The sequence below is a fragment of the Micromonospora sp. NPDC047756 genome, from assembly GCF_055587245.1.
In genome coordinates this window covers 1,054,337-1,076,502 of the sequence record NZ_JBVJGQ010000001.1, presented here as the reverse complement: position 1 = coordinate 1,076,502, position 22,166 = coordinate 1,054,337, and the positions used below count along the sequence as shown (strand labels likewise).

22 protein-coding genes are annotated in these 22,166 nt (G+C 71.0%); 14 read left to right on the top strand and 8 right to left on the bottom strand.

The genetic code is table 11. The features are described 5' to 3' along the window. Positions 1 to 32: 32 nt before the first annotated feature. Positions 33 to 944: a rhomboid family intramembrane serine protease gene (locus ACZ6NZ_RS05065; protein WP_366610187.1), complete on the bottom strand. Its 912-nt coding sequence runs from the start codon at positions 942 to 944 to the stop codon at positions 33 to 35. Between the two features lie 94 nt (positions 945 to 1,038). After that, positions 1,039 to 1,569: a peptidylprolyl isomerase gene (locus tag ACZ6NZ_RS05060; RefSeq protein ID WP_357223359.1), complete on the bottom strand. Its 531-nt coding sequence runs from the start codon at positions 1,567 to 1,569 to the stop codon at positions 1,039 to 1,041. Between the two features lie 84 nt (positions 1,570 to 1,653). Between ACZ6NZ_RS05060 and ACZ6NZ_RS05055 the strand changes: the two genes are divergently transcribed. Next, positions 1,654 to 2,436 (top strand): hypothetical protein, encoded by a 783-nt coding sequence (locus ACZ6NZ_RS05055; protein ID WP_366610185.1) that lies wholly within the window; start codon positions 1,654 to 1,656, stop codon positions 2,434 to 2,436. An 82-nt stretch (positions 2,437 to 2,518) separates the two neighbouring features. Here ACZ6NZ_RS05055 and corA read toward each other — a convergent pair whose 3' ends face one another. The 4 genes from corA to ACZ6NZ_RS05035 all read right to left on the bottom strand — a co-directional run bounded on the left by corA (position 2,519) and on the right by ACZ6NZ_RS05035 (position 6,134). Continuing rightward, positions 2,519 to 3,673, bottom strand: coding sequence for a magnesium/cobalt transporter CorA (corA, locus tag ACZ6NZ_RS05050; protein WP_465855785.1), 1,155 nt, complete (start codon positions 3,671 to 3,673; stop codon positions 2,519 to 2,521). Between the two features lie 325 nt (positions 3,674 to 3,998). Continuing rightward, positions 3,999 to 5,093 (bottom strand): aminotransferase-like domain-containing protein, encoded by a 1,095-nt coding sequence (locus ACZ6NZ_RS05045; RefSeq protein ID WP_366610182.1) that lies wholly within the window; start codon positions 5,091 to 5,093, stop codon positions 3,999 to 4,001. Between the two features lie 106 nt (positions 5,094 to 5,199). After that, positions 5,200 to 5,658, bottom strand: coding sequence for an ester cyclase (locus ACZ6NZ_RS05040; RefSeq protein WP_357223364.1), 459 nt, complete (start codon positions 5,656 to 5,658; stop codon positions 5,200 to 5,202). A gap of 83 nt (positions 5,659 to 5,741) precedes the next feature. Then, on the bottom strand, positions 5,742 to 6,134 hold the full coding sequence (locus ACZ6NZ_RS05035; protein ID WP_366610181.1) for a CBS domain-containing protein: 393 nt from the start codon (positions 6,132 to 6,134) through the stop codon (positions 5,742 to 5,744). Between the two features lie 110 nt (positions 6,135 to 6,244). Between ACZ6NZ_RS05035 and ACZ6NZ_RS05030 the strand changes: the two genes are divergently transcribed. The 5 genes from ACZ6NZ_RS05030 (at position 6,245) to ACZ6NZ_RS05010 (ending at position 10,020) form a co-directional block, all read left to right on the top strand. Next, positions 6,245 to 6,697: an NUDIX hydrolase gene (locus ACZ6NZ_RS05030; protein ID WP_366610179.1), complete on the top strand. Its 453-nt coding sequence runs from the start codon at positions 6,245 to 6,247 to the stop codon at positions 6,695 to 6,697. Then, positions 6,694 to 7,461 carry a hypothetical protein gene (locus tag ACZ6NZ_RS05025; protein ID WP_465855781.1) on the top strand — a complete coding sequence of 256 codons (768 nt, stop codon included), beginning with the start codon at positions 6,694 to 6,696 and terminating at the stop codon, positions 7,459 to 7,461. The genes ACZ6NZ_RS05030 and ACZ6NZ_RS05025 overlap by 4 nt, the downstream gene beginning before the upstream one ends. Before the next feature lie 78 nt (positions 7,462 to 7,539). Then, positions 7,540 to 8,271: a phosphocholine cytidylyltransferase family protein gene (locus ACZ6NZ_RS05020; protein ID WP_366610176.1), complete on the top strand. Its 732-nt coding sequence runs from the start codon at positions 7,540 to 7,542 to the stop codon at positions 8,269 to 8,271. Next, entirely contained in the window at positions 8,259 to 9,326 is a 1,068-nt protein-coding gene (locus ACZ6NZ_RS05015) for an iron-containing alcohol dehydrogenase family protein (protein WP_179781433.1), read from the top strand. The genes ACZ6NZ_RS05020 and ACZ6NZ_RS05015 overlap by 13 nt, the downstream gene beginning before the upstream one ends. Next, on the top strand, positions 9,301 to 10,020 hold the full coding sequence (locus ACZ6NZ_RS05010) for a CDP-alcohol phosphatidyltransferase family protein (protein WP_465855779.1): 720 nt from the start codon (positions 9,301 to 9,303) through the stop codon (positions 10,018 to 10,020). Before ACZ6NZ_RS05015 ends, ACZ6NZ_RS05010 begins: the two co-directional genes overlap by 26 nt. A 76-nt stretch (positions 10,021 to 10,096) precedes the next feature. Here the strand turns inward: ACZ6NZ_RS05010 and ACZ6NZ_RS05005 are convergent, their stop codons facing one another. Continuing rightward, positions 10,097 to 11,206: a tetratricopeptide repeat protein gene (locus ACZ6NZ_RS05005; protein ID WP_465855778.1), complete on the bottom strand. Its 1,110-nt coding sequence runs from the start codon at positions 11,204 to 11,206 to the stop codon at positions 10,097 to 10,099. A 439-nt stretch (positions 11,207 to 11,645) separates the two neighbouring features. Between ACZ6NZ_RS05005 and ACZ6NZ_RS05000 the strand changes: the two genes are divergently transcribed. From ACZ6NZ_RS05000 to ACZ6NZ_RS04990, 3 genes are read left to right on the top strand one after another with little or no spacing between them, the layout of a single operon-like run. Then, entirely contained in the window at positions 11,646 to 11,975 is a 330-nt protein-coding gene (locus ACZ6NZ_RS05000) for an effector-associated constant component EACC1 (protein WP_465855776.1), read from the top strand. Positions 11,976 to 12,001: 26 nt separating this feature from the next. Continuing rightward, entirely contained in the window at positions 12,002 to 14,260 is a 2,259-nt protein-coding gene (locus ACZ6NZ_RS04995; RefSeq protein WP_465855774.1) for a CHAT domain-containing protein, read from the top strand. Continuing rightward, positions 14,250 to 15,338, top strand: coding sequence for a tetratricopeptide repeat protein (locus ACZ6NZ_RS04990; protein ID WP_465855772.1), 1,089 nt, complete (start codon positions 14,250 to 14,252; stop codon positions 15,336 to 15,338). The genes ACZ6NZ_RS04995 and ACZ6NZ_RS04990 overlap by 11 nt, the downstream gene beginning before the upstream one ends. Here the strand turns inward: ACZ6NZ_RS04990 and ACZ6NZ_RS04985 are convergent. Beyond that, entirely contained in the window at positions 15,332 to 16,606 is a 1,275-nt protein-coding gene (locus tag ACZ6NZ_RS04985; protein WP_465855770.1) for a glycosyltransferase, read from the bottom strand. The genes ACZ6NZ_RS04990 and ACZ6NZ_RS04985 overlap by 7 nt on opposite strands. A gap of 24 nt (positions 16,607 to 16,630) precedes the next feature. Here ACZ6NZ_RS04985 and ACZ6NZ_RS04980 point away from each other — a divergent pair, with 24 nt between their 5' ends. The 5 genes from ACZ6NZ_RS04980 to ACZ6NZ_RS04960 all read left to right on the top strand — a co-directional run bounded on the left by ACZ6NZ_RS04980 (position 16,631) and on the right by ACZ6NZ_RS04960 (position 22,106). Continuing rightward, positions 16,631 to 17,491, top strand: coding sequence for an Fpg/Nei family DNA glycosylase (locus ACZ6NZ_RS04980; protein ID WP_366610164.1), 861 nt, complete (start codon positions 16,631 to 16,633; stop codon positions 17,489 to 17,491). 264 nt (positions 17,492 to 17,755) lie between these two features. Further along, entirely contained in the window at positions 17,756 to 19,327 is a 1,572-nt protein-coding gene (locus tag ACZ6NZ_RS04975) for a sugar transferase (protein ID WP_366610286.1), read from the top strand. A 39-nt stretch (positions 19,328 to 19,366) separates the two neighbouring features. Next, positions 19,367 to 20,593 carry a sensor histidine kinase gene (locus ACZ6NZ_RS04970; protein ID WP_355004462.1) on the top strand — a complete coding sequence of 409 codons (1,227 nt, stop codon included), beginning with the start codon at positions 19,367 to 19,369 and terminating at the stop codon, positions 20,591 to 20,593. A gap of 23 nt (positions 20,594 to 20,616) precedes the next feature. Continuing rightward, positions 20,617 to 21,378 (top strand): LytR/AlgR family response regulator transcription factor, encoded by a 762-nt coding sequence (locus tag ACZ6NZ_RS04965; protein WP_088950711.1) that lies wholly within the window; start codon positions 20,617 to 20,619, stop codon positions 21,376 to 21,378. 65 nt (positions 21,379 to 21,443) lie between these two features. Next, positions 21,444 to 22,106: a DUF5701 family protein gene (locus tag ACZ6NZ_RS04960; RefSeq protein WP_465855767.1), complete on the top strand. Its 663-nt coding sequence runs from the start codon at positions 21,444 to 21,446 to the stop codon at positions 22,104 to 22,106. The last annotated feature ends 60 nt before the right edge of the window (positions 22,107 to 22,166 follow it).

Genomic DNA, 22,166 nt, shown 5'->3' with positions numbered 1-22,166 from the left:
GCGGCCGGTCAGGTGAGCAGTGCGGCGGCCTGTCAGGTGAGCAGTGCGGCGGTCCGGAAGAGCACCAGCGCGAGCAGGATCAGCAGGATCAGCGCCGCACCGGTGACCTGCACCAGCGTGCGCCGACCTCGCGGCGCGTACGCGAGCACCAACGCCATCAGCGCGCCGACCACCAGGCCGCCCAGGTGCCCGGGAATCGAGATCCCCGGCACGGCCAGCGTGAACACCAGGTTGATCACCAGGATCGGGATGATCCTGGAGATGTCCCGGCCCAACCTGCGCTCGATGATGATCAGCGCGGCGAAGAGACCGAACACGGCCGTCGACGCGCCGACGGTGGCCGCCCGCGGGCTGCTGAACAGGTAGGCGGCCACGTTGCCGCCGAGGCCCGCGATCAGGTAGAGCGCGGCGAACCGCACCCGCCCGAGGTTGGCCTCCAACGACCGGCCGAGCACCCACAGCGCCCACATGTTGAGCAGCAGGTGCAGCACGCCGTAGTGCAGGAACATGGCCGTGACCAGCCGGTACCACTGGCCCTCGGCGATCCCGCCCAGCGTGTAGTCGGAGAGGTAGGCCCGGCCGAGCACTGCACCCCACTCGGTCAGCGGCGTGCTGCCACCCATCAGGCCGCCGAAGCCGGAGCCGCCGACCGCCGCGTCCCCGCCCCGGGCGGAGGCGATGGAGGCCAGCAGGAACAGCACGTTCACCGCGATCAGCGCCTTGGTGACATAGCCGTGCCGGCCGGCCGTACCGCCGCCGAAGGCGGTACGCGCCGGCCGGACACTGCGACGTCCCTCGTCGACGCACTCCGGGCACTGGTGCCCGACGGACGCCTCCCGCATGCAGTCCGGACAGATCGGCCGGTCGCAGCGGGTGCACCGGACGTAGGTCTCCCGGCCGGGGTGCCGGTAGCAGACCGGGGTGGTCGGTGGAGACTCGCTCACCGGGCCGACCCTCCGTCCGCCACCGCACGGTCCACCGGCACCGGCCGTGCTCCGGAGCGCTCAATCATGCGAGCAAAGGTACCTCGCCAGTCGCTCAGGAAGCGGACCGCTCGATCTCGACCCGCTCGATGACGACGTCCTGGAGCGGACGGTCGCTCGGACCGGTCGGGGTGTTCGCGATCGAATCGACGATCTTCACCGACTGCTCGTCGGCGACCTGGCCGAAGATCGTGTGCCGGTTGTTGAGGTGCGGCGTCGGGGACACCGTGATGAAGAACTGCGAACCGTTGGTGCCCGGTCCGGCGTTCGCCATCGCCAGCAGGTACGGACGGTCGAACCGCAGCTCCGGGTGGAACTCGTCGGCGAACTTGTAGCCCGGGCCGCCCCGGCCGGTGCCGGTCGGGTCGCCCATCTGGACCATGAAACCGCTGATCACCCGGTGCGAGATGGTGCCGTCGTAGTACGGACCACTGCCCGGCTGACCGGTGCGCGGGTCGGTGTACTCACGGTTGCCCTCGGCCAGGTCGACGAAGTTGCGGACGGTCTTCGGCGCGTGGTTCGGGAAGAGCTCCAGCCGGATCGGGCCAGCGTTGGTGTGCAGGGTGGCGTAGACAGCCTCGGCCACGGGTACTCCTCACTCGTTGGTCAGTTCCATGCGGATCCTCCCATGTGCCCGATCTGGCATCGCGGAGGCATCCGAAGGTGGAGGATGACGAAGGAACAACTCCCAGGAGGTAGGACCGTGTTTGGATTCGGGCGGCGTAAGTCCCAGGGGCAGTTGGCGAAGGCCGAGCTGAACCAGAGCATCAGCCACCTGATGCTGGCAGCCAACCACGCCGCGAAGGGCGCTGGCGCGACCGTCGGCCCGCGGGTCCAGGTGGCCCGAGGTTACGTCGCACCGACCGCCGCGAAGGTACGCGACCGCGCGTCGACCGGCTGGGGGACGACTCTCACCACGCTGGCACCACTGGCGGCGGCTGCTCGTGACGGCGCCGCGCAGGCCGGGCCGCTGACCAGGAAGGCCAAGTCGAAGACCATGCGGATCACCGGTAAGAAGAAGCAGCCGCGTCGTCGCGGCTCGATGATGACCGGCCTGTTGGCGGCGGGCGCCATCGCCGGTCTGGCCGGCGCGGTCGCGCTGCGTCGCCGCCGGGAGCAGCAGGAGTGGGCCGAGTACGACCCGACCCGCAGCACCCTGGAGCCGATGCGCGACGAGGTCGACTCGATCGAGGTACGTACGCCGTCCGCCGCCCGGGGTTCCGACGGGTCCGCCATGTCCGGCGCGGCGGCGGGGATGACCGGCGCGGGCAGCTCGGCGGTGGCCGGCGGCTCCAGCGCCAGCACCACCGCCCCGGCCAAGCAGACCGGTGTCCGCCCGACCGACAAGGTCCCGTCGGTCGCCGAGGGTGCCACCGACGTCTCCGGTCGGCCGACCGACGACCTCACCAAGGCACTGGGCAAGGACACGGCCCGCACCAACGGCCGCCGCTGAGCTCGACAGCAGCGCATCGGAGCGCCGGCGAGTGGGTCCACCCACTCGTCGGCGCTTGCGCGTTCGCAGCGCGGTCGCCGGATCAGAGCCAGCCGTTGCGGCGGAACCAGCGGTAGAGGGCCAGTGAGACGCCGAGCATGAGGGCGAGGGCCACCGGATAGCCGTACGTCATCTTCAGCTCGGGCATGTTGTCGAAGTTCATGCCCTCGACGCCGGCGATGGAGGTCCAGACCGCGGCGATGGCCGCCCACGCGGCGATCTTGCGCATGTCGTTGTTCTGGTCGACGGTGACCTGGGCCAGCCGCGCCTGGAGGATCGAGTTCAGCAGGTCGTCGTAGGAGTTCACCTGCTCGACGACGCGGCTCAGGTGGTCCTGCACGTCCCGGAAGTACTTGCGGATCTCCTTCGGCACGTCCCGGTTGACCTGCGAGGTCAGCGTCATCAGCGGCCGTTGCAACGGCACCACCGCCCGCTTGAACTCGACCAGCTCCCGCTTCATCTGGTAGATCCGCTGGATCCGCCCGTGGCCCTGCCGGTCGAAGACCTCCGCCTCCAGCACGTCCAGGTCGTCCTCGATCTGCTCGGCCACCTCCAGATAGAGGTCGACCACCCGGTCGGTCACCCCGTACGCCACCGCCCACGGGCCGTGCAGCAGCAACTCCTGCTTGGTCTCCAGGTCGGCGCGGATCGGGGCGAGCCGGCAGGCGTCGCCGTGCCGGACGCTGATCACGAAGTTCGGGCCGATGAAGAGCATCACCTGCCCGGTCTCCACCACCTCGGAGTTCTCGGTCAACTCGGTGTGCTCGCAGTAGCGGGCGGTGCGCAGCACCAGGAAGACGACGTCGCCGAACCGCTCCAGCTTGGGGCGCTGCTCGGCCTTGACCGCGTCCTCGACCGCCAGCTCGTGCAGGCCGTAGGTCTCCGCGATGGCGGTCATCTCGGCCAGCTCCGGCTGGTGCAGACCGATCCAGACGAAACCGTGCTCCTCGCGGCGGGCAGCGGCCAACGCCTCCGCGTAGGTCCAGTCGCCGGGCTGCCGCTTGCCGTCGACGTAGAGCGCGCAGTCGACCACCGCGCTGCGGCCGGTGCCGGTGCCCGTCGGGGCCGGCACGGGGTGCGAGCCGTCGGCGTTGAGGATCCGGGTCATCGCCCGGACCGGGGAGGGCCACGCCCGAGGTCGCAGCACCCGACCGGTGGTCGACGGTGCCGTCCGGTCCCGCTCTGTCCGATCCGTCATCGCGTCACCTCCCGCGCTCAGTCAGCGGCTTGCAGGCTACGCCGATCGCGGTCGAGAACCGGTGTGACGGCGGTCGCGTGGGGGCGGTGCCGGGCGGGCCGGGCCGCATCGGGGGGTGTGCGGGGGACGACACGGCCCACCCGGCACCTGTGGGGGCGGGAGGTTGTGCTGCCGCGTCGACCCCGGCGGGACCGGCCCGGAGGCCGGGCGGTGGAACTGCGCAGCTCGCGGGGTGACGCTCGCAGCATTGTGGGCCAGCCGGCCGCCCGGAGGGGAGCCCCGGGACGGCCGGCATCGTCGTTCTGTCAGGAACCCGACAGTTGGCTCAGCTACGGACGGCCTCGACGGCCGAGGCGAGCCGCCGGACGCCCTCGTCGATCCGGTCGGCGGTCACCGCCGAGAAGGCCAGTCGGAGAGCGTGTCGCCCGCCGTCCAGCACGAAGTCACTGCCCTTGACCACGGCGACCCCGCGCTCGGCCGCCGCCGGGGCGAGTCGGTCGACCAGCACGTCCTCCGGGAACTCCACCCAGAGGAAGTAGCCGCCGTCGGGCTCCACGAACCGCGCCTGCGGCAGGTGCCGGCGCAACGATTCGGCGAGCACCTGGGCCCGCTCGCCGAGCGCCGCCCGAACCGTCTCGATCGAGCGGTCGATGTCACCGGAGACGCAGAACTCGTGCACGATCGCCTGGGACACCATCCCGGGGGAGATGTAGAGGCTCGTCGCGTTCTTCGCGATGGAGGCGATCAGGTCGGCCGGGCCGACCAGGTAACCGACCCGCACACCCGGGCAGACCGTCTTGGTGAAGCTCGACGCGTGCACCACCACGTTGCGGGTGTCCAGCGAGAGCATCGACGGCAGCGCCTCGCCACGGAAGCGGATGTCCGCGTACGGGTCGTCCTCGAAGATCGTGAACTCGTACTCGGCGGCCAGGTCGAGCAGCTCCCGGCGCTTCTCCTCCGACAGCGTCATGCCGGCCGGGTTCTGGTAGTTCGGGATGACGTGCGCGAGCCGGGGGCGGACCCCGGACTCCAGCAGCTTGCGCAGCTCGGCAGTGTCCAGGCCGTCCGGTTGGACGGCGACGCTGTGCAGCTCACTGCCCATCCGCTTGAGGTTGAGCAGCGTCCGGTCGTACGTCGGGCGCTCCACCACCACCGCGTCGCCGGGGCGGACCAGGTGGTCGAAGAGGAACGCGTCGGCCTGGAGCGAGCCGTTGGTGACCAGCACCTGGTCGGCCTCGACCCCGTGCTTCTCGGCGATCCACTTACGCAGCGGGAGGTACCCGACGGAGGTGCCGTACGCCGTCACCCCCGCGGGGTCGGCGTCGAAGGCGCGGACAGCGGCGGCCTTGAGCCCCTCGACATCGACGATGTCCAGGGAGGGAGCCCCACGGGCAAAGGAGATCAACTGCTCGGCGGTCATGGATATTGAGCGTACGGGCGGCGGCGGGGGACGCGCGGTCGGCACGGCGATGTCCGCATCCTGAGCCACCGGGTCGGGTGACGGCACTCCACCGGTCGGCGGCAGATCAGACCGGAAGGGCGAGCGCGTCGTGCTGCGCGCCCCGGGAAAGTCCCTCCAGCTGCACGCCGAGCGCGTCGAGGAGCTGACTCCAGTCGAAGTAGGAACGCCAGGCCGTGATCCGCCCCTTGCGGGCCCGGACCACGTCGGCCACCTCCCAGCTCACCAGCCGGCCGGTGGGCGCGACGGTGCCGTACGGCGAATGCAGGGTGCCGGTGTGGGTGCCGGTCAGCCGCAGCTCGACCGCGGCGCCACCGCCGGTGCGGACCGCGCCCATCGGGTCGACCCGTAGATCCGGGAAGGCGCCGGTCCAGGTGCGCAGCAGGGCGGGCAGCTCGATCGGACGGACCGTCACGCCCGGCATGGCGTAGAACGCCTCCGGGGCGTAGAGATCCGGCAGCCGGGCCACGTCCCGACGCAGGAGCATCGCGTACTGCTGCTCGACCAGCCGCTCCGCGTCGCGCATCGGGACCTCCCCCGCGGGCCACGGCATCTCCGCGCCCGCAAGGGATGTCTACCCATCGATCCGGCCCCGCACACCACCCCCGGTCAGGTGGCGGCGACCGCCTGGCTCTCCGACCAGACCCGCATGATGTCCCGCACGGAGATCACGCCGGCCACCTCCCGGCCGTCCAGCACCACCAGGTGCCGGAATCCGCCCCGGGCCATCGCGGCAGCGGCCTCGGCCACCGTCCACTCCGGCCCCGCGTAGACCACGTCCCAGGTCAGGTGGGCGCCGGTGCGTTCCACGTCGCAGTCCAGACCGGCGCCGATGGCCTTCAACACGTCACGTTCGGTCATGATCCCCACGCCCTCGGAATCCGGGTCGATCACGACCGCCGACCCGACACCGCGGGCCGACATCATCCGGGCCGCCTGGCGGAGCGTGTGCTCCGGACCGACGACGAGGACCTGGCTGGACATCGCATCCCGTACCTGCATCACACATCACCCCTTCGGGACGGTGGGCATTCGGTACGGACATGGTGGTCGGTGGATGTTTCCGGGACAAGAGCGGCATCGCACAAGCTGCGGACGCTGGCTACTGTCGGATGGTGTCCACCGAGCCCCTGCGCTGCGCCGGCGCGCTGATCGTCGACCATGACGGCCGCATCTTCTTCCAGCGCCGCTCACCACACCGACGCCTGTTTCCCGACTGCTGGGACATCGTCGGCGGCCACGTGGAGCCGGGCGAGGACATCGACGAGGCACTGCGCCGGGAGATCACCGAGGAGACCGGTTGGGTCCTCTCCCACGTCCTGGGCCAGGTGGGCGAGTACAGCTACGTCGGTGACGACGGCCTGGCCCGGACCGAGTACGACTTCCTGGTCCGCGTCGACGGTGACCTCGACCGCCCGAGGCTGGAGGCCGGCAAGCACACCGAGTACCGCTGGCTGGCCGAGCACGAGGTGACGGTGCTCGACGAGCACCGCGACGTCAACGACGGGCTGATCCGGCGGATCGCTGAGGAGGGCTTCGCCGTCCTCCGGTCGATCGGTCTGTGAACGCCGTCGACCTGGCGCCCCACCGGATCGCCGGGCTGCTCGCACCGGCCATGGACCGGACCTTCCGCGCCGGCATCCTGGCCGGCCGGGACGGGGGTGGCGCCGAGTTGTCCCAGCGCTACGGCGGAATCACCGCCACCGGTTTCCTGGTCGACCTGCGCACCCGGCTGGCCGCACCCGGTGGCACCGTCGACGGGCCCGGGTTAGCGGCGATCACCCGCTACCAGGACCCGGTCGCCTGCCGGCGAACGGTGGACAAGCAGGTGGCCCACGGGATGATCTACCGCAGCCCGGACGGGGCCCTGTCCGCCACGGAGCGGGGCGCGGCGTTCCTCGCCGAGCTGTACCAGGTGCACGCCGAGGTCACCGAGGAGTTGTGGGCCGGCCACGACGATCGGGTGGCCCGGCTGGTGTCCCTGCTCGGCCGACTGCTGTCGTACGCCCTCGTGCTGGCCGACGAGGAGGCGAATCCGGTCGCCTCGGCCTTCGCCGCGCTGGCGCCCCCGTACGAGCCGGACGGCACCCCGTCGGGCGTGCTGCTGCTCAACCGGCTCAGCACGCTGCGACACCACCGGGCCGACGCGCACGCTGCCGCCTGGACCGCCGCCGGGCACACCGCGTCGAGCATCGCCGCCCTGCCGGCCGGTCCCGAGCGGCTCGCCATCGAACTGGAGACCGACCGGCGGGCCGCCGCCCCGTACGCCGCGCTCAGCGCGGAGGAGCGCCTGACCATGCTCGCCGACCTGGCGGCCTTGCCCGGCTGACCCGGTTGGCCGGAGCCGCGCACCCGGCCGGCGCTATCCTCCAGCGGTGACCGGAGCAGGACTAGGGAGGATGTCGCGATGATCGGAATGGTGCTCGCGGCCGGAGCGGGACGACGGCTGCGCCCGTACACCGACACCCTGCCCAAGGCGTTGGTGCCGGTGGACGGCGAGACGACGATCCTGGACATCGCGCTGGGCAACCTCGCCGAGGTCGGGCTCACCGACATCGTGATCGTCGTCGGCTACGCGGCGGACGCGGTCGTCTCCCGCCAGGCGGAGCTGGAGAAGAAGTACGGGGTCACGCTCACCCTGGTGCACAACGACAAGGCCGAGGAGTGGAACAACGCGTACTCGCTCTGGCTGGCCCGCGAGCACTTCGCCCGCGGCGTGCTGCTGGTCAACGGGGACACCGTGCACCCGGTGAGCGTGGAGAAGACCCTGCTGGCCGAGCGTGGCCCGGGCATCCTGCTGGCCGTGGACACCCTCAAGCCGCTGGCCGAGGAGGAGATGAAGACCACCTTCGACGCCGCCGGCCAGCTCACCCGGATCACCAAGATCATGGACCCGGGCGAGGCGTACGGGGAGTACATCGGCGCGACGCTGATCGAACCGCAGGTCGCCGACGCCCTCGCCGACGCGCTGGAGGCGACCTGGCGACGGGACCCGAACCTCTACTACGAGGACGGCTACCAGGAGTTCTCCGACCGGGGCGGGGAGGTGCGGGCGGCGCCGATCGGTGACGTCCCGTGGGTCGAGGTCGACAACCACGCCGACCTGGCCCGCGCGCGGGAGATCGCGTGCCGCTACTAGCTCGGAGCGTCCTCACCCCGCTCCACATCGACGTGCGACGCGGGGCGGTCGCCGACCTGGGCGCGATCCTGGCCGACGGGCGGATCTCCTCCGGGGGCGACGTCGCGGTGGTGGTCGGCCCGGGTCAGGGTGCCCAGATCGCGGAGCTGATCCGACCGTCACTGCGCTCGGCGGACGTGTTCACCGTCTCCGGCGGGACGCTGGACGCCGCCGACGACCTGGGTGGCAAACTCCGCGCCCGGTCCTACGACGCGGTGGTCGGCATCGGTGGCGGCAAGACCATCGACGTGGCCAAGTACGCGGCGACCCGCCGAGGGCTGCCGATGGTGTCGGTGGCGACCAGCCTCGCCAACGACGGGATCGCCTCCCCGGTGGCCAGCCTGATCACCGACGGGATCAAGGGCTCCTACGGCGTACACATCCCGATCGGGGTGATCGTCGACCTGGACTTCGTGGAGAGCGGCCCGGACCGGCACAACCGGGCCGGCATCGGCGACGTGATCAGCAACATCAGCGCCTTGGCCGACTGGGAGCTGTCCCGGCAGGTACGCGGTGAGCCGGTCGACGGGCTGGCCGCGTCGCTCTCGCGGGCGGGCGCCGAGGCGGTGCTCAACCACCCCGGCGACATGAGCGACGACGCCTTCGTGATCGTCCTCGCCGAGGCGTTGATCTCCAGCGGTCTGGCGATGGCCGTCGACGGCACCAGCCGCCCGTGCAGCGGCGGCTGCCACGAGATCATGCACGCGGTCGACTCGCTCTTTCCGGGCACCGCCTCGCACGGCGAGCTGGCCGGGCTCGGAGCGCTGTTCTGCACCTGGCTGCGGGGAGATCTCCGCCGCTTCGGGGAGATGTCGGCCTGCCTCGCCCGGCACGGCCTGCCCCGGCTCCCCGCCGAGGTGGCGCTCACCGACGACCAGTTCATCGAGGCGGTGCAGTTCGCGCCGCGTACCCGGCCGGACCGGTACACCATCCTCGAACACCTGGCACTGTCGCCTACCGAGACCCGGGAGCGGCTGGCAGACTACGCCGGTGCAATCCGCGACCAGCTTGGCTGACCCCCGTCCCACCGTCGCCGACTTCCACCGGGTGAACCGGGGCGGCGGCCTGTTCAGCGAGTCGATCAGCCAGTGGCTGGGGGCCGTCTTCGCGCTCGTCGCCCAGCGGCTCGGGCTGCGACCCACCGCGTTGACGATCACCAACCTGGTGCTCGGTCTGGCCACCTCGGTCACCGTGGTGGCGCTCGCCGGCCCGGTCGCCGCCGGGGACGTACCGGCCTGGGTGGTCGGCCTGCTCGCCCTCGTCGGCTGGCAGGTGGCGTACTCCCTGGATTGCGCCGACGGGCAGCTGGCCCGGGTGACCGGCCAGGGCAGCGCGGCCGGCGCCCGTGTCGACGTGCTCTGCGACGTGGCCGCGCAGATCGCCCTGGTGGCAGCGCTGGCCGCCACCGCCGTGGCGCAGGAGCCGGCCACGCCGACCTGGCTGGTGGCGACCTTCGCGGGCACCTGGATGGTCAACCTGGTGACGTCCGTGATGCAGGCCGGCCCGAACGCGGCCAGCATGGTCACCTCGACCTCGCTGCCGGTGCGCCTGGTGAAGCTGGTCCGCGACTACGGCGCGGTGATCTTCGTGGCCGCGGTGGTGCTGGCCGTGGCCCCCGCGCTGGTCCTCTGGGTGATGGTCGCCTTCACCATCGTCAACGGCGGCTTCCTGCTGGCCAGCATCGCCTTCTCCGCCCGAGCCTCGCTGTGAGGGCCTTGCGGCGCGTCGACGGAACGCCACCCGTTGACATCAGGATATTTCACCTTCGCCGTCGGCAACGCTGAACTCACGGTCCCGCAGGCGGTTCAGAACCGCGGTCTTCCGCGCGTTGTCGGCGGAGTTGTTCGAGGAGGGCGTTGTCGGCTTCGAGGTCGGGATGGTCGACCTGCCGATCGAGGTCGACGACGTGTTCGAGTTCCCGGATCGCCTGGTCCAGGTCACCATCCGCCTGGTGGACCATCGCGATGTTGTAGCGGGTGACGGCTTCGCCGGCTCGGTCGCCGACCTCCTGCCGGATGGGCAGGGCCTGGTGGAAGTGGTCGAGGGCCCGCTGCCGATCCCCCGACCGGTTGTAGACACCGCCGATGTTGTTCAGGGTGGTGGCTTCGCCGGCCCGATCGCCGACCTCCCGATGGATGGGCAGGGACTGGTGGAAGTGGTCGAGGGCCCGCTGCTGATCCCCCAACCCGTGATAGGCGTGGCCGATATTGGTCAGGGTGGCGGCTTCGCCGGCCCGGTCACCGACCTCCCGCCGGATGGGTAGGGCCTGGTGGAAGTGGTCGAGGGCCCGCCGCTGATCCCCCCGGTCGTTGTGCACGCTGCCGATGTTGGTCAGGGTGGTGGCTTCGCCGGCTCGATCGCCGACTTTCCGCAGGATGGGCAGGGCCTGGTGGAAATGGTCGAGGGCCCGCTGCCCATCCCCCAAGTCGGCGTACACGGTGCCGATGTTGGTCAGGGTGGTGGCTTCGCCGGCTCGGCCACCGACCTCCCGCTGAATGTGTAAGGCGCGATGGTAGTGGTCGAGGGCCCGCTGCCGATCCCCCGACCGGTTGTACACAAGGCCGATGTTGTTCAGGGTGGCGGCTTCGCCGGCCCGGCCACCGACCTCCCGCAGGATGGGCAGGGCCTGGTGGAAGTGGTCGAGGGCCCGCTGCCGATCCCCCAAGTCGGCGTACACGTGGCCGATGTTGTTCAGGGTGGCGGCTTCGTTGCCCCGGTCGCCGGCCTGTTGGTACAACGTCAGGGCCTGCTGATAGTCCTCCAGCGCCGGCCGGGGCCGACCGGTCGACGACCGCGCCCAGCCACGCTTGTAGAGGGCGCTGGCATCCGGGCCGAGGCTCAGCGTCGCGGTGGCCATGACCTCGACCGCCGCGAACCGCGAGGTACGCAGCCACACCCAACACACCCTGTTACCGACATCGCGGGCGATCACCGGCTGCCGACCGGCGACAGCAAGCCGATGCACCTCCACAAGTCGGGCGACGGGGGTCGCCGCAGCGTGCGGGACGGGGCGTAATGGTGATGGTTCTCGATCCTCCATGCCGAATCCCCCTCGCTTTTCCCGCTGCTCCCGGTTGCCTGTCCGGCGTGTCCAGGGGTCGGACCGTGGCACACCAGCGGTGTACCGCGGTGGCACGGGTCGTCATTGTTCTTCCCACGATGGCCGGGGCTTGGTCAGCGAGTCGGAAACCCGTCAGTCGGGTTCACCGAGCGGTCCCGGGACGCGAATAAACGTACAGTGGCCGCCACAGTCCACCCGTTGATCGCCCGGCCCCGCTCGGGGATCCGCGGTCCCGGGCGGGCTTGACCAGGCGCATCAGGGGAGGGTGCGGGCGATGGGAAACGCCACAGTGGAGGTGTCCGGGGCGCAGGCCGCGCGCTGGGCGGCGGAGCTGCGGTCCGCGCTGATCGGGGCGATGGGGCCGGACGACAGCGTGTCGCCAGTGCAGGTGCAGCGGTCGGCCGAAATGGTGATCGCGGTCATCGGGCTGGTGTTCTCCGGGGTCGAGGTGGCCAAGACGATCACCGAGTGGTGGAGCGCCCGCCGCCGGGAAGGCGCTGCGGTGACCGTGCTGCTGCCGGACGGCACCCGGATCGAGCTGGCCGAGGGCAGCCAGGCTCGGCTGGAGATCGCCATGCGGCAGGAAGGCACCGGGCCGCACTGAACTGACCGCCACGACGGGATGGGCAGATGGGCACCTTCGAACTGGAGGTCTTCGCGCAGACCTCGAACTACTACGAGCTGCGGCTGTCCGCCGACGGCGCGGCACCCCAGAGCCGCAACCTGGACCGGGCGGCGGTCGATGAGCTGATCACGCTGGTACAGCGTGACTACAGCAGTGACGCCAACGCACAGAAGGTGTACGGCGCGGTCCGGCTGGCTGAGCTGGGGGCGAGGCTGGCGGATTTCCTCGACGGCGACCAGCGGTGGCTGACCCCGATCCTGGCCCATCCTGCCGGGGCGGTGCTGCGGATCGCCGCCGAGGAGCGGTTGCGGCACCTGCCGTGGGAACTACTCGCCCGGGAGGGCACGTTCCTGACCGTGGCAGGACGGGCACCGCTGTTGCCGGTTCGTGCGGTTGGCACCCACGCGGCACTGACCAGCCCGGTCACGCCGAACAACCGGCCGTTGCGGGTGTTGTTCATGGCAGCCTCGCCCGAAGGCGTCGAGCCGGTGCTCAACTTCGAGGCCGAGGAGGCGGCGATCCTCGCCGCGACCCGACGGACCGGCACCGACCTGGTGGTCGAGGAGAGCGGCACCCTGGAAGGGCTCCGGTTCCTGAGCCGCGCCTATGGGCCCGACCACTTCGATGTGCTGCATCTGAGCGGGCACGCCACCACCGACGGAGGGGAGCCGGTCTTCGTGGTGGAGGGCGAGTTCGGCGGGCGTGCCACGGCGACGGCCGACCAGATCGCCCAGGCGATGCAGGGACACTGGCCGCGACTGGTGTTCGTTTCCGGCTGCCTGACCGCTGACGCCCCCGGTGGTGGGGTTGTCCCCTCGATGAGCGAGAGCCTGGTCGACGCCGGCGCCCCTGCGGTGCTGGGCTGGGCGCTACCGGTGGGAGACGTCTCCGCCACCGATTTCGCCGCAGCTCTCTACCAGGCGCTGGCCGACGGCGGGTCGTTGGACCAGGCCGTCATCGAGGCTCGCCGTCACCTCTTCCACGACAGGAAGAGCAACTGCTGGCATCTGCTCCGGGTCTATGCCGACCAGTCCCCGCTGACGCCCCTGGTCACGCCGCTGCACACCCGGGGCCGCAGACAGTCGCAGGTGCGCGCCGCCGACCAGCAGTTCCTGGACCCGCAGACCCAACTGTCCCGGGTCGCGTCCCGCGCCGAGTTCGTCGGCCGGCGTCGACTCATCCAACGGTGCCTGCGTGCCCTCCGGCAACCCGCCGACACCCCCGGCGCGGCGCAGGGCCTGCTGCTGGCCGGCATGGGCGGGCTCGGCAAGAGCAGCCTCGCCTCCCGGCTCCTGGAACGCATGCCCATCCACCAGCATGTCGTCTGGTACGGCCAGGTCGACGCCATCAAGTTCCGCGAACTGACCAGCAAGATCCGCTTCGACAGCGTCGAGCAGTCCGAAGAGGCCGGCAAGATTCTCGACAACGAGCAGGTTCCGCTCCCGACCCGGCTGCGGCACCTGCTCGACGTCGACGGGCTCCTTGGTGGGACACCCTGCCTGTTCGTGTTCGACGACTTCGAGACCGGCAACCTCGACATCCGCGACGACGGCAGCCGGGTGCTCGCCCCGGCGATGGCCGAGATCCTGCCCGCCCTGCTCACCGCGATCCGCGACACCGGCAGCCCGAGCCGCGTCATCATCACCAGCCGCTACCGCTTCCCCACCCCGGCCGGCACCAGCGTCGCCGTCGAGGCTCTGGAGACCCTCAGCCCCGTCGAGCAGACCAAGAAGATCGCCATTCTGACCAACCTGCGCCCCGAATCCACCATCGACCCGGCCATCCGGGATCGGGCGATCGAGGCCGCAGCGGGCAATCCCCGCCTGCTCGACTGGCTCAACCGGATCGTCAACGATCCCGCCCTCGACATTGATGGCCTGCTCACCGCCATCGAGAACGAGACCGACAGGTTCCGCCGTGAGACGGTGCTGGCCGACAACCTGCTCGACTCCCAACCCCTCGAACTCCGCCGCATGCTCGCCAGGATCAACGTCGTCGAACTACCCGTACCCGCCGCCACCGTCCACGCAGTGCACCAACACGCCGACGCCGACCGGCACCTCCAGCGGGCCGTCCAACTCGGCCTGCTCGAAGAGGGCATCGACCCCGAAACCCGCCAGCCCCGCTACTACGTCTCCAACGTCCTGCACCCCCTCGTTCGCCCTCTGATCACCGACGACGAGTACATCGAGGCATGCGCCGACGCCGCCCAGTCCCTCTACCAACTCTGGGTCCTCGACCCCGCCGGCTCCGATGGCCGCTGACCCGCCGAGCCTCGCCCGCTGGGTGGAGGTGCACCGGCTTGCCGTCGCCGGTCGGCAGCCCTTGATCGCCCGAAACATCGGTACCCAGGTGTGTCGGGTGTGGCTGCGTACCTCGCGGTTCGCCGCGGTCGAGGCGATGGCCACCGCGACGCTGACCCTCGGCTCAGATGCCAGCGCCCTCTACCAACGTGGCTGGGCGCGGTCGGCGACCGGTCGGCCCTGGCCGGCACTGGAAGACTTTCAGCAGGTCCTGACCATGTACCAGCAGGCCGGCGACCGGGGCAACGAGGCCGTCACCCTGAACAACATCGGCCACGTGTACGACAGGTTGGGGGATCGGCAACGGGCCCTCCACCACTTCCATCAGGCTCTGCCCATCGAGCGGGAGGTCGGCGACCGGGCCGGCGAAGCCGTCACCCTCAGCAACATCGGCCACGTGCACACCGGTTTAGGGGATCGCCAGCGGGCCCTCGATCACTACCACCAAGCCCTCTCCATCCAACGAGAAGTCGGCGACCGGGCCGGCGAAGCCGTCACCCTCAACAACATCGGTAACGTGTACGACGGGTTGAGGGATTGGCAGCGGGCCCTAGACCACTTCCACCAGGCCCTGCCCATTCAACGGGAAGTCGGCGACCGGGCCAGCGAAGCCGCGACCCTCAACAACATCGGCAGCGTGTACAACGGTTTGGGAGATCAGCAGCAGGCGCTGGACCACTTCCACCAGGCCCTGTCCATCCGACGAGAAGTCGGCGACCGGGCCGGCGAAGCCACCACCCTCAACAACATCGGCCAGGGGTACGACAGGTTGGGGGATCGACAGCGGGCCCTCGACCACTACCACCAGGCCCTCCCCATGACGCGCGAGGTCGGCGACCGGGCCGTCGAAGCCGTCATCCGCTACAACATCGCGCTGGTCCACCGAGCGGGCGGTGACCTGGACCAGGCGATCCGGGAACTCGAACACGTCGTCGACCTCGACCGGCAGGTCGAGCACCCCGACCTCGAAGCCGACACCGCCCTCCTCGAACAACTCCGCCAACAACGCTCCCTGGCCGACCCGACCAGGGGTCAGTGAGGGCGGGTCAGGCTCGCGTAGATGTCCAGGTGTCGCTTGATGACCACGTCGGGGTGGAACGTCTGCTCGTACCGCAGCCGGGCCGACGCGGAGAGCGCGACGGCACCGGCCCGCGCGAGCGGGAGCGCGGCGGACAACGCGGCCGCTTCCGGCGGGACCACCCAGCCGGCGGTGCCGGTGACCAGGCCGGCCGGCACCGCCGGCGGACCTGCCGGTGGCGGGGCATGGCCGGCGACGGCGGAGGCGACCTCGGCGGGCCCGGTGCCGGCGGGCTCGTGCGGGGCGTCTGCCCCGACCAGGTACGGGATGCCGCCCAACGCCGTCCCGAGGACGGGTCGGCCGCTCGCCAACGCCTCGATGATCACGGTGGGCAGCACGTCGTGCCACATCGCGGCGGCGATCACCACCGCGCTCGCCTCGACCGCCGCCTGCACACCGCCCCGGTCGAGTTGACCGAGGTAGACCAGGTCGGGTCGCTCGGCGGCGGCTGCCTCCACCAGCGGGCGCAGCTCGCCGTCACCGGCCACCCGGAGCGTGCCCAGCGAACCCACCGGGTGCCGACGCCAGGCGTCCAGCAGCAGGTCGACGCCCTTCTCCGGAGAGAGCCGGGCCATGTAGAGGAACCCGTCGCCCAGCGGCGCAGGCCGACCCGGGTCGGGGATGGCGTTCGGCTTCACCACGATGCGTTCGTCCGGAATGCCGTAGTCGCGGAGGTGATCGGCGATGGCCGAGGTGAGCGCGATGTACCGATCCACCGAGCGCCAGGTGCCCCGGTGCACGGCCAGGGTGGTCGCCATCAGCGCGCTCTGCACGGCCGAGTCGCGGTAGCAGCGGTGCTTGATCGCGGGCACACCCAGGGCCCGGCCCTTGCAGTCCTGGCAGATCACGCCATCGCGGAAGTAGATCCCCGACGAGCAGACCTGCCGGTAGTTGTGCACCGTCTGGACCACCGGCACGCCGTGCCGGTGCGCGGTCCGCACCACCCAGGGCGAGATCAGGGGGTACGGGTTGTGCAGGTGCAGAACGTCCGGTCGGTGCTCGGTGAGCAGGCGGCTCAGGTCGTGTTGGGCGCGCGGTGCCCAGATCGGCGAGATCGGCAGCAGGGCCTTCGCCGACTTCGACATCGACGGGATCTCGTCCGAACTGCGAATGAAGGGCAGCACCTCGACGCCAGCGGCGGTGAGCTGGGCGATCTCCGAGTCGACGATCGTGTTCTCACCCGAGGGCTGGGCTTCCCGGTACCGGTTGTGTGCCACCACGATTCTCACGGGAAAGAAGGCTACCGTTGTGTCGTGCCCGAACTACCGGAGGTTGAGGCGCTCGCGGGTTACCTGCGTCAGCGCGCGGTGGGGCGGCGCGTCGATCGGTTGGAGATCGCCGCGATCAGCGCCCTGAAGACGTACGAGCCGGCACCGACCGAGGTCGCCGGCCGGGCGGTGGTCGACGCCAGTCGACACGGAAAGTTCCTCGACGTCCTCTTCGAGGGCAACCTGCACCTGGTGGTGCATTTGGCGCGAGCGGGGTGGCTGCACTACCGGGAGGCGTTCCCCGCCACCACCCCGCTGCGTCCGGGCAAGGGCCCGATCGCGGTGCGGGTACGCCTGGATGACGGTTCCGGCTTCGACCTCACCGAGGCCGGCACCCAGAAGAAGCTGGCCGCTTACCTGGTCACCGACCTCGCGACGGTCCCCGGGGTGGCCAAGCTGGGCCCGGACGCGCTCGCCGCGGATCTGCCGCTCTTCGCCGAGCGGCTGCGGAGCAGGCGGGGGCAGGTCAAGGGGGTGCTGACCGACCAGTCGGTGCTGTCCGGCGTGGGCAACGCGTACTCCGACGAGATTTTGCACGCCGCGAAGCTCTCCCCGTTCGCGATCACCGATCGGCTCACCGACGCCCAGATCGCCACCCTGCACGCCGCCACCCGGCAGGTCCTCGGCGACGCTGTCGAGCGGTCCCTCGGTCAGCGGGCCGCCGAGCTCAAGGGCGAGAAGCGTTCCGGGCTGAAGGTGCACGCCCGCACCGGTCTGCCCTGCCCGGTCTGCGGGGACACCGTGCGCGAGGTGTCGTTCGCCGACTCCAGCCTCCAGTACTGCCCCACCTGCCAGACCGGCGGCAAACCGCTCGCTGACCGTCGGTTGTCTCGCCTCGTACGGTGAGTAATTGCACTTCAGGACTACGGAGTGGAATCTTCCTCGTTGAGCGGAAGCTCCGGTCCGCCCTTCTCGCCACGCGCGCATCCATCGGTATAGTGGCCCGGTCCCCGGCTTCTGAAATGGTGCGGAGCCGGCCAGATCCCGCCAGCACCGGCGGTCGCCAATCTCTTTCGGGGCGACGACCGGTCGGAGCCCGCGTGGGAGACTGGGACGGTGGGCGACCCGGGCCTTCACGCCGAGTGAGCGGCCCGTGTCATGCGGGAGGACATGGGTGAGGTGACGGCAAGCCTCCAGCGCCCGGTAACCAACGAAGGCCGGAGCAGACTCGTGCGGCACGTCGACAGCTTCGAGATCCAGCCGCCGACGCCGCCGTCCCACAACGGCGTCCCTCGGTCGGCGTGGACGAGGGCGCGACGTCGTGTCTCCCGCTGGCACCGCCCCTACATCGCGACCCTGCTGCTGCTCGACTTCGGCGCGGCGGCGTTCGCCAGCTGGATCGCGATCCAGCTCTTCGACCAGGCCGCTTCCGGGTTCTCCGGCACCCAGCAGGACCCGACCTGGTTCCACACCGTCTCCTACCTGCTGCTGCCGCTGGGCTGGGTGGTCATCCTCTGGAGCAACCGGGCCTACGACCGGCGCTACCTGGGGCTCGGCCCGGACGAGTTCAAGCGGGTGATCCGGGCATCGGTGACGGTGGCCGCGAGCGTCTCCTTCCTCGCCTTCTCCACCGTCACCCAGCTCTCCCGGTTCACCGTGGGCACGGCGCTGGTCGGCGCGACGCTGTTGATCCTGTGGGGGCGTTTCGTCGCCCGGTGGGCGCTGCACTACATCCGGCGGCGGGCCGGTCAGGCCGCGCACCGGATGGTGCTGGTGGGCACCCTGCCGGAATGCCTGGAGGTCTACGCGGCGGTCACCCGCAGCCCGGCCGCCGGGCTGATGCCCGTCGCCATCCACATCACCGACGGGTACGCGGCGGCCCGAGGCATGCCCACCCCGGTTCCGGTGTACGCCGGACGCGACGTCCTGGCCCTGGTTCGTGAGGTCGGTGGGGACACCATCGCCGTCTGCGGGTCGGCCAGCGCGGAGCCGGGCGAGTTGCGCCGGCTGGCCTGGCAGTTGGAGGGCTCCGGCGTCGACCTGGTGGTCGCCCCGCAGCTCACCGACATCGCCGGCCCTCGGGTGCACATCCGGCCGATCGAGGGTCTGCCGCTGCTGCACGTCGAGGAGCCGACCCTCTCCGGGCCGGCGCTGCTGGCCAAGAACCTGATGGACCGGGTCGCCGCCGGTCTCGGCCTGCTGCTGCTGATCCCGCTCTTCCTGGCCATCGCCGTGGCGATCCGGATCTCCGACCCCGGGCCGGTCTTCTTCCGCCAGCCCCGGGTGGGGCACGAGGGGCGCACGTTCCGGGTGTGGAAGTTCCGGACCATGTACGTCAACGCCGAGGACCGGCTGGCCAGCCTGGTCGACCGCAACGAGACCGACGGCATGCTCTTCAAGATGAAGGAGGACCCTCGGGTCTTCCCGGTCGGTCGTTTCCTGCGGGCCACCTCGCTTGACGAGCTGCCGCAGCTGATCAACGTGCTGTGGGGCGAGATGTCGCTGGTCGGGCCCCGCCCGCTACCGGCCGACGACGGTGACTTCCTGGGTGACGTGCGGCGCCGCCTGCTGGTCCGCCCCGGCATGACCGGGCTGTGGCAGGTCTCCGGCCGCTCCGACCTGTCCTGGGACGAGTCGGTCCGACTGGACCTCTACTACGTCGACAACTGGTCGCTCGCGTACGACCTGAGCATCCTGTGGCGCACCGTCGGGGTGGTGCTCGCCCGCAAGGGCGCGTACTAGAGGGTTGGCGCGCAGGCTCGCAGGGGCGAGGATCGCTGCGTGGCTGCCAACCTCTCCGCCGTGGTCGGCGTCGTCTCACTCGTCACCGCGCTGACCGCGGCCCTGCTGGCGGTGCTGCGACTGCGGGCCCGCCGTGGCATCGCCACCGCCACCCAGCGGGCCACCTACGAGGTGCTGCACACCGCCGGCCTGGCCGCCGAGCCGCTGCGGGCGGGGTTGAGCGAGGCGGGCGCGGCGAAGGCCGTACGGCATCTGCGGGCGCTGGTGGGCGCGGTCGGGCTGGCGCTCGCCGACGCCGACCGGCTGCTGGCCCTCGACGGGCGCGGCACACACCACGGGGAGCAACTGCTCGCGGCGGCCCAGCGGACCGTGGGCAGCGGCCGCTCGACGGTGCTGGGTGAGCAGGAACTGCACTGCGACCGGGTCGACTGCCCGGTCCGCGGGGCCGTGGTCGCACCGTTGCTGGGGGCCGACGGCCGGGTGGTGGGCGCGCTGGTGGCGGTCGCCGACAGCCCGCCGCCCCCGGGGTTGGTGCAGGCCACCCTGGAGACGGCGCACTGGGCCGGTAACCAGTTGGCCCTGGCCGAGCTGGACTCGTCGCGGGAGCGGCTGGCCCGCGCCGAGATCCGGGCGTTGCGGGCGCAGATCAGCCCGCACTTCATCTACAACGCGCTGACCGCCATCGGGTCGTTCGTCCGCACCGACCCGGAGCGGGCCCGGGAGCTGATCCTGGAGTTCGCGGAGTTCACCAGGTACTCGTTCCGGGCGCACGGGGAGTTCACCACGCTGGCCGAGGAGCTGCGGTCGATCGACCGCTACCTGACCATCGAGCGGGCCCGGTTCGGTGACCGGTTGCAGGTGCGGTTGCAGATCGCCCCGGAGGTGCTGCCGGTGACGCTGCCGTTCCTCTGCCTCCAGCCGCTAGTGGAGAACGCGGTTCGCCACGGGTTGTCCCGCAAGCCGGGCACGGGCATGGTGAGCATCGAGGCCCGGGACGCGGGCGCCGAATGCCACATCACGGTGGAGGACGACGGAGTGGGAATGGATCCGACCACGCTGACCGCCGGCATCGCCGAGCTGGCCCACGGCACCGGCGACCCCGGTGAGGACACGGGCCAGCACGTCGGCCTCTCCAACGTCGACGAGCGGTTGCGTTCGGTCTTCGGGGACCGGTTCGGCCTGGTCGTGGAGACCGGGTTGGGCTCGGGCACGAAGGTGAGCATGCGGGTGCCGAAGTTCCACCCCGGCGTGCGGGCAGGGTCGTGAGCGAGCGGACCGGGACGGCCGCGGTGAACGCGTCCGGTTTCCTGCGCGTCCTCGCGGTGGACGACGAGCCGCCCGCGCTCGACGAGCTGGCGTACCACCTGCGGGCCGACCCCCGGGTGGCCCGCCTGCACACGGCCGGGGACGCCACCGAGGCGCTGCGGTTGCTGCGTGACGGCGACGTGGACGTGGTCTTCCTGGACATCCGGATGCCCGGCCTGGACGGCATGGAGCTGGCCCGGGTGCTGCGCCGCTTCGCCCGGCCACCGGCGATCGTGTTCGTCACCGCGTACGACGACGGCGCGGTGGACGCCTTCGATCTGGGCGCCACCGACTACGTGCGGAAACCGGTGCGCGCCGATCGGCTGGCCGAGTCGCTGCGCCGGGTGATCGGCTCGCGGGTGGTGCCGTCGCACCCGGCGGCGCTGGCCCGCGCGGAGGAGGACCCGACCATCCCCATCGAGCTGGCCGGCACCACCCGGATGCTGCCCCGCTCGGCGGTGCGCTGGGTGGAGGCGCAGGGGGACTACGCACGGTTGCACACCGCCGAGGGGTCGCACCTGGTGCGGGTCTCGCTGGCCACGCTCGCGGAACGCTGGGCCGATGCCGGCTTCGTCCGGGTGCACCGGTCGTACCTGGTGCAGTTGAAGTTGATCGCGGAGTTGCGGTTGGTGAACTCCGGCTACGTGGTGGTGATCGACTCGACCGAGCTGCCGGTGAGCCGGCGGCACACCCGGGAGCTGAAGGACAAGCTGGTCAGGGCCGCGAAGCAGGATTGGAGTCGCTGAGCCGGGAATGGAAGCAGCCCTACCGTACGTTGTACGCTAGTCCGTACGACTTCCGGGAGGCCGCCGTGACCGTGACCCCGTTCGACGCCGCATCCGAGTTCGACAGCCAACTCGACCGACTGGTGCACCTCGGTTACCCCGCCCTCGCCGGGCTGACCGAGAGCGCCTTCCGCGACCTGGTCGCGCCACTGCGGGCCAGGGCGGTCGAGGGGACCACCGGGCTGCCCGCCCCCACCGACGCCCGGGTGCCGTTCCTCCTGGTCATCACCCGGGACGTGATCGGTGTGCCGGAACGGGTGGCGCTCACCACCCTGGCCGGCAAGCGCAAGCCCGGCGTCATCGACCGGAACTACGCCGAGGGCGATCTGCCCCGCTTCAACCCGATCAAGGAGTTGGAGGTGCCGGCCGGCCCGGCGTACCTGCTCTTCGACGTCGACCGGGGCGAGGAGTTCGGCAATCTCGCCCCGGCCACGGCCATGGAGGGGATCACCGCTCAGGGCCGGCTGCCGCTCAGCATCGACGAGGGGCTCGCCTTCATCACGCTGCACCCGACCGCGTTGGCGAGCAACCGGTGCTTCTCGCTGGTCGGCTCCCGCTGCGGCGACAAGCGGGTGCCGGCGCTGTGGATCAGCCAGGGCGCACCCAAGCTCGGCTGGTGCTGGTACGGCAACCCGCACACCTGGCTCGGCTCCGCCTCGGCCCGACCGGAGCGCATCGGCCTGAACTGACCACCGTGATCCGTGCCCGGTCGACGGGGCCGGTGGCAGTTCACCGGCCCCGTCAAACGT